The 8,107-nt window shown below is 65.9% G+C and carries 7 protein-coding genes and 3 tRNA genes; 7 read left to right on the top strand and 3 right to left on the bottom strand.

What is annotated here, in order from left to right:
• Positions 1-524 precede the first annotated feature (524 nt).
• Together A5785_RS12570 and A5785_RS12565 are read right to left on the bottom strand one after the other, a co-directional pair.
• Positions 525-1,466: an oxygenase MpaB family protein gene (locus A5785_RS12570; protein ID WP_156525451.1), complete on the bottom strand. Its 942-nt coding sequence runs from the start codon at positions 1,464-1,466 to the stop codon at positions 525-527.
• A 120-nt stretch (positions 1,467-1,586) separates the two neighbouring features.
• Positions 1,587-2,861, bottom strand: a complete 1,275-nt coding sequence (locus A5785_RS12565) for a geranylgeranyl reductase family protein (RefSeq protein WP_064866758.1) — start codon at positions 2,859-2,861, stop codon at positions 1,587-1,589.
• A 62-nt stretch (positions 2,862-2,923) separates the two neighbouring features.
• On the opposite strand from A5785_RS12565, the gene A5785_RS12560 reads away from it, so the two are divergent.
• Positions 2,924-3,937, top strand: a complete 1,014-nt coding sequence (locus A5785_RS12560) for a polyprenyl synthetase family protein (RefSeq protein ID WP_049698669.1) — start codon at positions 2,924-2,926, stop codon at positions 3,935-3,937.
• A 97-nt stretch (positions 3,938-4,034) separates the two neighbouring features.
• Positions 4,035-4,889: a zinc metalloprotease HtpX gene (gene htpX, locus A5785_RS12555; protein ID WP_064866756.1), complete on the top strand. Its 855-nt coding sequence runs from the start codon at positions 4,035-4,037 to the stop codon at positions 4,887-4,889.
• Between the two features lie 148 nt (positions 4,890-5,037).
• Here the strand turns inward: htpX and A5785_RS12550 are convergent, their stop codons facing one another.
• Positions 5,038-5,529 carry a YajQ family cyclic di-GMP-binding protein gene (locus A5785_RS12550; RefSeq protein WP_049698670.1) on the bottom strand — a complete coding sequence of 164 codons (492 nt, stop codon included), beginning with the start codon at positions 5,527-5,529 and terminating at the stop codon, positions 5,038-5,040.
• Between the two features lie 385 nt (positions 5,530-5,914).
• Here A5785_RS12550 and A5785_RS12545 point away from each other — a divergent pair.
• From A5785_RS12545 to A5785_RS12525, 5 genes are all read left to right on the top strand, one after another.
• A tRNA-Tyr gene (locus tag A5785_RS12545) sits at positions 5,915-5,995 on the top strand.
• A gap of 124 nt (positions 5,996-6,119) precedes the next feature.
• Positions 6,120-6,192, top strand: a tRNA-Thr gene (locus A5785_RS12540).
• A gap of 76 nt (positions 6,193-6,268) precedes the next feature.
• A tRNA-Met gene (locus tag A5785_RS12535) sits at positions 6,269-6,342 on the top strand.
• 88 nt (positions 6,343-6,430) lie between these two features.
• Entirely contained in the window at positions 6,431-6,598 is a 168-nt protein-coding gene (gene rpmG, locus A5785_RS12530; RefSeq protein WP_003929651.1) for a 50S ribosomal protein L33, read from the top strand.
• A 293-nt stretch (positions 6,599-6,891) separates the two neighbouring features.
• Positions 6,892-7,977, top strand: coding sequence for a fused (3R)-hydroxyacyl-ACP dehydratase subunits HadA/HadB (locus tag A5785_RS12525; protein WP_049698671.1), 1,086 nt, complete (start codon positions 6,892-6,894; stop codon positions 7,975-7,977).
• Positions 7,978-8,107 lie beyond the last annotated feature (130 nt).

Raw genomic sequence — 8,107 nt, 5'->3', positions numbered from 1 at the left:
GCTGGCAGAACCTGACCGGCGGGATCGCCGCGGTGCACACGGGTCGCAAGGCCTAGGGCGGCCGGGTGCGTACACAATTGTGACGTGAGCGGGGGGCCGAGGAGATTATTGTCTTGGCGTCCCGCTGACGACCGAGTTGTGTACGCGCGCTGCGGGTGTGGGGGCTGGGCGGGCGTCGGACAAGGGTGTCGCGCGGGCCTCGATCAGCGGGTAGGGGCACGATGGCGAAACCGCAGCTCCGCTGGTCGAGCGGACGCGAGCGCAGCGAGCACCCGGGTCGAGACCACTGCACCCGGTGGGTGATCTCGACAAGCTCGATCAGCGGCGCGGGGCTCGATCAGCGGGTCGGCTCGATCAGCGGGCGGGGCCCGGTCAGCGTGCTGGGTCTCGATCGGCGGGTCGGGTGATCTCGACAAGCTCGATCAGCGGGCCGGGGCCGGTCCGTAGATGTGTGTTCTGTCGAAGGTTGTGGGTGCTGCAGCACACACATCCTTCGGTACGACACACATTTGGCCGCAGGGGCGCTAGGCCGAGCTCTTGTGCGCGACAGGGCATCCCGTGGGGAAGGTGCCGAGGTCCTCGACGCGGTAGCCGTTCGGGTAGCCGCGGACCTCGGCGGTGTCGATGCCGAAGACCGGTTCGGTGCGGGGTGTGGCGAAGTAGCGGATCGCCAGGCCGCGCGCCTTCAGTCCTGCGGCGACGAGTACACGCTCGGCCCGTGTGGGGTGCGGGTAGTGGAAGGCGTCGAGGAGGGGTTCGTCCATGAGTGCGCGGGCGAGTCGTCGGACGAGCGGGGCGGGAAGGAGTCGGTACGGCATGAAGGTGGTCAGGAGGTCGAGCGTCGAGTCGGCAACGGCGCGGGAGCCTTCGCGGAAGTCGAAGTGCTGTTGCTCGTAGGAGTCCATGAGGGACTCGAACTCGGCGTAAGTGTCGGGAATGTCCTTGATTCCCATGTGCTTTCCGAGTAGGCGGTAGTAGTTGGTGAGACCGTCGATCTCGCGCTGGCTGAGTGTGCGCCACTCGTACGCGTTGATCCAGCGGGGTGGACAGACGACGAACGTCGCGAGGACGTAGAGCATGTCGTCGTTGGAAATGTCGTAGCGGCCGTGCATCTGATTGATCCGACGGACCGCCGCGTGCCCCTCGCTGCCCGGAGCGAAACCGTGCTCGACGGGTGCCGACAGGAGTAGAACCGTGTCGTCGTAGCGCTTCTGGGTTTCGTCGGTGAATTGCACTGTCTTGTAGAGCAATTCGCCGATCGACGGCACCGCGTACGTGCGGAACAGGGCAAAACTGAGCGCCTGCGTTGTGGCCCAGACGAACTCCTTGCTCGACAGTTCAAGGGCGTACGTGCGCGGATCGTCGGCTGGATCGACGGCGGCGAGTTCGTCGCGGCGACGGTACCGCTCGCGTCGACGCGCGGAGATGGTGCCGGAGAGCCGCGAAGGCAATGTCCGCAGATGCATTGTCCGCAGAGGCATGAGGGGCTCCCTTGTCGACGTTGTGGTGCATAACACATTCTCAATGGAACGTATCACGCAAAACGTCTCAAACCAATGGTCGACGCCTCGACGTGGAGCTATGGGTCAGGCGAACGGAGGCCGGTGGTCGATGCGCGTTGAGACGTGGCCTGCGGCACGCCAGGCGCGGGCGACGAGATCGGCGTCGTCGTCGGTGATGAGGTTGCCCATCACGCGCACGACGAGCGACATCAGCTTTGCCGACCGAATGCCCGGCCGCCCGAGCAGCGGCACGGCGCGAGGGACGGTCAGCACGCCGGCGAGGCGTCGAGCGGCCGAGAACGCCAGACCGTAATGCTCGACGAGGGTCTGCTGCCACTGCACGGTGTGGTCGGGGCTGCCGAGGCGCTGGGCGGCGAGGCGGCCGGTCTCGAGGGCGTAGTCGATGCCCTCGCCGTTGAGCGGATTGACGCATGCGGCGGCGTCGCCGATGAGCATCCAGTTGGGTCCGGACACACCCGTCACCGCGCCACCCATCGGCAGCAGCGCCGACGTCAGGCGAGCAGGCTTCCCGGTGATCTGCCACTCGTCGCCGACCATGCGCGCGTAGTGGTCGAGGATGGGCCGTAACGCCATGTGCGCCGGGCGTTTCGACGTCGCCAGTGCGCCGACACCGACGTTCAGCAGGCCGTTCGCGGTGTCGTGCTGATCCGGCCCGCCCCCTGCGCTCCCGAGCGGGAAGAGCCACCCGTAGCCGGGTAGCAGCTCGCCGTCGGGGGCGCGTAGTTCGAGGTGCGAGCCCATCCAGTTGTCGTCGGCGCGTGTCGATGGCACGTAGGCGCGTGCTGCGACGCCAAATGCGGTGTCGCGGTGCCATTCTCGGCCGAGCTTCTTGCCGAGCGTCGAGCGCACGCCGTCGGCGACGATGACCTCGCGCACGCGGATCGTGTTCTGTCGTTCCGGGCTGTCGACGGTGACCGTTGAGATCCGATCGCCGGACATCTCGACGTCGACGGCCTTGGCGCCCTGGAACATTCGGGCGCCGCGAGTGACGGCGAGTGCGCGCAGCTCGTCGTCGAGTTCCATCCGCGTGATGGCGCTGCCGTACGCGGGGAAGCGGCCGGCCGGCCACGGCACGCGCTGCGTGGCTCCCCAGCCGTGCAGTTCGAGGCCGTCGATGTGGGGGCTGGCGGCAAGGCGGTCGGCGAATCCGAGTTCGATGAGCTCGGCGGTCGCGCGCGGCGTCAGGCCGTCGCCGCATGTCTTGTCGCGGGGGAAGGTGGCGGCGTCGAGGAGGACGACGTCGAGTCCGGCGGCGGCGGCGTGGGCGGCGGCGGCAGACCCGCCCGGTCCCGCGCCGACGACGAGGACGTCGGCGCTCTCGGGGATCTGGCTCGTCACTCGACCAGTATGTGGCCTCCCGGCACGCTCGCCACACGCGCCCACCGACTAGGCTCGGCGGAGTGAAGTCGACTTTCGCGGGTCTGGATCTGGGTTCCGAAGAGTTCGCGGGCATGGTGCGGACATCGTTGGGCCAGGTAGAGGAATTGTTGCTGTCCGAGTTGGCATCCGGCGACGACGTCATGACCGAGGCTGCGAGCCACCTGGCCAAGGCGGGTGGCAAGCGTTTCCGTCCGATGTTCGCGATCCTGGCCGCCCAGTTCGGGCCGCGTCCGGACGCGAGCGAGGTGATCACGGCCGCGACGGTCGTCGAGATGATCCACCTCGCGACGCTCTATCACGACGACGTGATGGACGAGGCCCCGATGCGACGCGGCGCGCAGAGCGCCAATGCGCGGTGGTCCAACAGCATCGCGATCCTCTCCGGCGACTATCTGTTCGCCCGCGCGTCGCGCCTGGTGTCGACGCTGGGGCCCGACCCGGTGCGGATCATCGCCGAGACCTTCGCCGAGCTGGTGACGGGTCAGATGCGCGAGACCATCGGCGCCCGCGACGTCGACCCGATCGATCACTACTTGAAGGTGGTGTGGGAGAAGACCGGTTCGCTCATCGCGGCTGCCGGACGGTTCGGTGCGATGACCTCCGGTGCAACCTTGGACGACGTCGAGCGGCTCTCCCGACTCGGCGACATCGTCGGCACGGCGTTCCAGCTCTCCGACGACATCATCGATATCCGTTCAGCCACAGGCGATTCGGGCAAAACGCCCGGAACCGACCTGCGTGAGGGTGTGCACACATTGCCGGTGCTCTACGCATTGGCCTACGACGATGCGGCGTCGAATAGGTTGCGCGAGCTGCTCGTCGTCGACGGTGGTGCCGCGAGGCCGCTGACCGACGACGCCGAGGTTGCCGAGGCGCTCGGCCTGCTCGTCGAGTCGCGTGGCATGACCCAGGCCAACGCGACGCTGCGCGGATACGCAGACGAGGCGGGGCAGGTTCTCGGCGCGCTTCCCGAGGGGCCCGCGCATGCCGCGTTGACGTCGCTGGTCGATTACACGATCGCGCGCACCGGGTAACTCGCCGACGCCGCACGGAAACCCAACCGGACCCTGGATCGTTTGAGAAACTGAGAGCCCCGGCATCGCGTCGGAGGCGAGTTCGAACGAGGATCTGATGCGAAACGGTGTGAAGACGGCACTTCTGCTCGGCACGATGTCTGCGTTGATCGTCGCGATCGGTGCCTGTTTCCGGAGTCCGACGATTCTGTGGGGGTCGGTGATCCTTGCGATCGCCGTGAACGGCTACGTGTACTTCAACAGCGCCAAGATGTCGCTGAAGGCGATGCACGCGCAGCCGGTGACGGAGGTCGAGGCGCCCGTGATGTACCGGGTGGTGCGCGAGCTCGCGACGCAGGCGCGGCAGCCGATGCCCGCGCTGTACATCAGTCCGACGGAGTCGCCTAACGGCTTTGCGACGGGCCGTAACCCGAAGAACGCGGCGGTGTGCTGCACGGCGGGAATCCTGCGGCTCCTCGACGAACGGGAACTGCGCGCGGTGCTCGGGCACGAGCTCTCGCATGTCTACAACCGCGACATCCTGATCAGCTCGGTCGCGGGCGCGATGGCAGCGATCATCAGCGGTCTGGCGAACTTCGCGATGTTCTTCGGGATGTCGGGCAACCGCAACAACGGACCGAACCCGATCGCGCTGATCCTCATCTCGCTGCTCGGGCCGTTCGCTGCGACGTTGATCAAGCTCGCGGTGTCGAGGTCGCGGGAGTTTCAGGCCGACAAGTCGGGTGCCGAACTGACGAACGATCCGTTGGCGCTGGCGTCGGCGCTCGCCAAGATCTCCGGCGGCATCCAGGTGGCGCCGCTACCCCCGCAGCCCGACATCGCCGCGCAGAGCCACGCGATGATCGAGAGTCCGTTCCGCGCCACCGACCGCATGGCCAAGATGTTCTCGACGCACCCGCCGACCGAGGAGCGCATCCGGCGCCTGCAGGAGATGGCGCGCCGGGGGGTCTAGCGGGTCGTCGAGTCAAAAATCGACGAGCGTAGTGAGGAGGCTCGGAGCGAGAGCGGGCCCGCGCATCTGACTAGCGGGTCGCCGAGTGAGAATCGACGAGCGCAGCGAGGAGGCTCGGAGCGAGGGCGGGCCCGCGCATCTGTCCAGCTCAGCGGTAGTTGACGAACTGCAGGGCGATGCCGAAGTCCTCGCCCTTGAGGAGTGCGATGACGGACTGGAGGTCGTCGCGCTTCTTGCTCGACACGCGTAGTTCGTCGCCCTGAATCTGAGCCTTGACGCCCTTGGGGCCCTCGTCGCGGATCTTCTTGGAGATCTTCTTGGCGTGCTCGGAGTCGATGCCCTGCACGAGGTTGCCCGAGATCTTGTAGGTCTTGCCCGACGACTGGACCTCGCCGGCGTCGAACGCCTTGAGCGAGATGTCGCGGCGGATCAGCTTTTCCTTGAACACATCGAGAGCTGCCTGGGCGCGCTCTTCGGCGTCGGAGGTGATGACGATCGTCTCTTCGCCGGACCAGTCGATGCCGGTGTTGGTGCCGCGGAAGTCGTAGCGCTGCGAGAGTTCCTTCGCGGCCTGGTTGAGGGCGTTATCGACCTCCTGGCGGTCGATCTTGCTCACCACGTCGAACGATGAATCAGCCATGGATCACAGCGTAGCCCGACGCCGCTCGGGCCCGGGGCGAGTGGGGTGGTCTCGACAAGCTCGACCAGCGGGGTGCAGCTCGACCAGCGGGGGGCAGCTCGGGCGGTGGGTGGTCTCGACAAGCTCGACCAGCCGTTGGGGCTCGACCCGGCGGCGGGCGCTCGACCGGCGGTGGGTGGTCTCGACAGGCTCGACCAGCGGAGGGGCGCTCGACCAGCGAGAGGGTAGCTCGGCCGGCGGTGGTCTCGACAAGCTCGACCAGCGAGGAGCAGCTCGACCAGCCGTAGGGCGTCGGGCTGACCTGCGGGTTTGCGTCGAAGACAGGGGTTCGTTGTATTCTTCTCGGCGTTGTTCTTACGGTCGTGAAGGTCGTGGGAAACAGCACGGCAGATTGCCCGAGCGGCCAATGGGAGCGGACTGTAAATCCGTCGCGAAAGCTACGCAGGTTCGAATCCTGCATCTGCCACAACGAGGTGAACGTCTGGTCGGCGGTCCATCGGAGAGCTGTGAAAGCAGCGATTTGGTGAGCCGCCGCATCGGTGTGTAACCTCGTTAAGGCTCTCCGGACGCCCGCAAGGGCTGCCGGAAACGCCCCCTTAGCTCAGTCGGCAGAGCGTTTCCATGGTAAGGAAAAGGTCGACGGTTCGATTCCGTCAGGGGGCTCGGTAGGACTTGAACGCCCGACGCCGCAACGCCACCGCGAGGACTGCGTCCACGCTGACGGCGTTCATGTCACCATGGCGGTGTAGCTCAGCTGGTTAGAGCGCACGACTCATAATCGTGAGGTCGAGGGATCGAGTCCCTCCACCGCTACACGTAAGGCTTGTCGCGCGGCCCGGGTCGGGCGAGGCGGCGCCTAGTGCTCCGACGACCCAGACCCACCCGAAAGAAGGCGAACCCAGTGGCTTCCTCAACTGACGTCCGGCCCAAGATCACCTTGGCCTGCGAGGTGTGCAAGCACCGCAACTACATCACCAAGAAGAACCGTCGTAACGATCCCGATCGCCTCGAGATCAAGAAGTTCTGCCCGAACTGCGGCAAGCACCAGGCGCACAAAGAGTCGCGCTGATTTGTCGCTGAGGCCGATGGCCCGGAGCGTCGTCGGATGACGGTGTCAGTCAGGTTGTCGGTGCGCGATCGGATCGTCGAATCCGGTTTGCGTAGTTCGGCGTTGTGCGTCGTCGCGAGATGCGCACCCACGAGTTTTGTGCAACTGCGGGCTGTCTCACACGAGGCAGCCCGCAATTGTCGTTCAGATGAACAAGTTCAGTACAGTTGCCAGCGAGTATGCGTCTCGACGATGAGCGGTCAGCCCTCCGTCCGTCGGACGTACAGCCAAGTGCAGCGTGAGGAGTCCCACCGATGTCACAGATCACCGATAGCGAGATCCAGGAACGGATCGACGCGTTGAAGAACGGTGTGAAACTGACTCCGGAAGAGATAGCGGCGCACACCACGTCGATGGTCGGTTTCAACTACACGGTCGACGACTACTACGAGGTCGGTCGTGAAGAAATCCGCAAGCACGCTCGTGCGGTGCAGGACGCACATCCCGTCCACTGGGACGAGGCAGCGGCTGCGGAGATGGGTCACGACACCCTGATCGCCGCGCCGACATTTGTCTCGGTGCTCGGGATCATCGCGCAGCGTCGGCTCTTCGAAGACATCGTCACCGGCTACGACCTGTGGCAGATCATGCAGACCGACCAGCGACTGATCTTTCACCAGCCCATCAAGGTGGGCGACCGACTGATCTGCGACGTCTCGCTGGAGTCGTTCCGGCAGATGGGTGGCGCGGACGTGATGGTCACCAAGAACATCATCTGGAATCAGCACGACGAGCCGGTCATGACGACATTCACCAGCCTTGTCGCGCGGGCTGCCGTCGACGCTGATCCCGAGGTCCTCGACGAGCTCGAGCACGTCATGATGAAGGTCGACAAGGAGCCGACGCTGCCGCGTAGCGTGCACGGACCGTTCGACCGCTACAACGATCCGGACCCGGTCGTTGCGCCGAAGCCGTACTCGGCGATCAACTTCGACGACCTCGAGGTCGGCCAGGAGCTGACCCCGATGACCAAGACCCTCACGCGCGGAAATCTGGTCAACTATGCGGGTGTCGCGGGAGATCCCAACCCGATCCACTTCTCCGACGAGCTGGCCAAGGTCATCGGACTCGAGACTGTCGTCGCGCACGGCATGCAGACGATGGGCCTCGGCGCGAGCTTCATCACCGAGTTCGTCGGCGACCCGGCCGCGGTCTACGAGTACAACGTGCGATTCACCAGCCCGGTGTACGTCTATCCCGACACCTACGCGAACGTCGACTTCACGGGCAAGATCAAGTCGCTCGACCCGGAGACTCGACGCGGCGTGATCAGCATCGTCGCCAAGCAGGGCGACCGCAAGATCTTCGGCCGCGCCCAGGCGCACGTGCAGTTCAACTGACGCCTGCGGCTCGGCGGGGTGGTCTCGACAGGCTCGACCAGCGAGGGAAGCTCGACCAGCGGAGAATGCGCTCGGCCGGCGGGTGGGGGCTCGACCGGCGGGTGGTCTCGACAGGCTCGACCAGCGGGTG

Source organism: Gordonia sp. 852002-50395_SCH5434458 (assembly GCF_001665905.1).
In the GTDB taxonomy this organism is placed as follows: Bacteria; Actinomycetota; Actinomycetes; order Mycobacteriales; family Mycobacteriaceae; genus Gordonia; species Gordonia jacobaea.
Note: the sequence above shows the minus strand (reverse complement) of the source record. Positions and strands in the feature narration are given on the sequence as shown.

What these genes read in the sequence shown, in the direction of transcription:
- A5785_RS12570 (WP_156525451.1), bottom strand. Translation starts at nt 1,466, where the DNA reads ATGCATCTGCGGACATTGCCTTCGCGGCTCTCCGGCACCATCTCCGCG.
- htpX (WP_064866756.1), top strand. Translation starts at nt 4,035, where the DNA reads ATGCGAAACGGTGTGAAGACGGCACTTCTGCTCGGCACGATGTCTGCG.
- A5785_RS12550 (WP_049698670.1), bottom strand. Translation starts at nt 5,529, where the DNA reads ATGGCTGATTCATCGTTCGACGTGGTGAGCAAGATCGACCGCCAGGAG.
- A5785_RS12525 (WP_049698671.1), top strand. Translation starts at nt 6,892, where the DNA reads ATGTCACAGATCACCGATAGCGAGATCCAGGAACGGATCGACGCGTTG.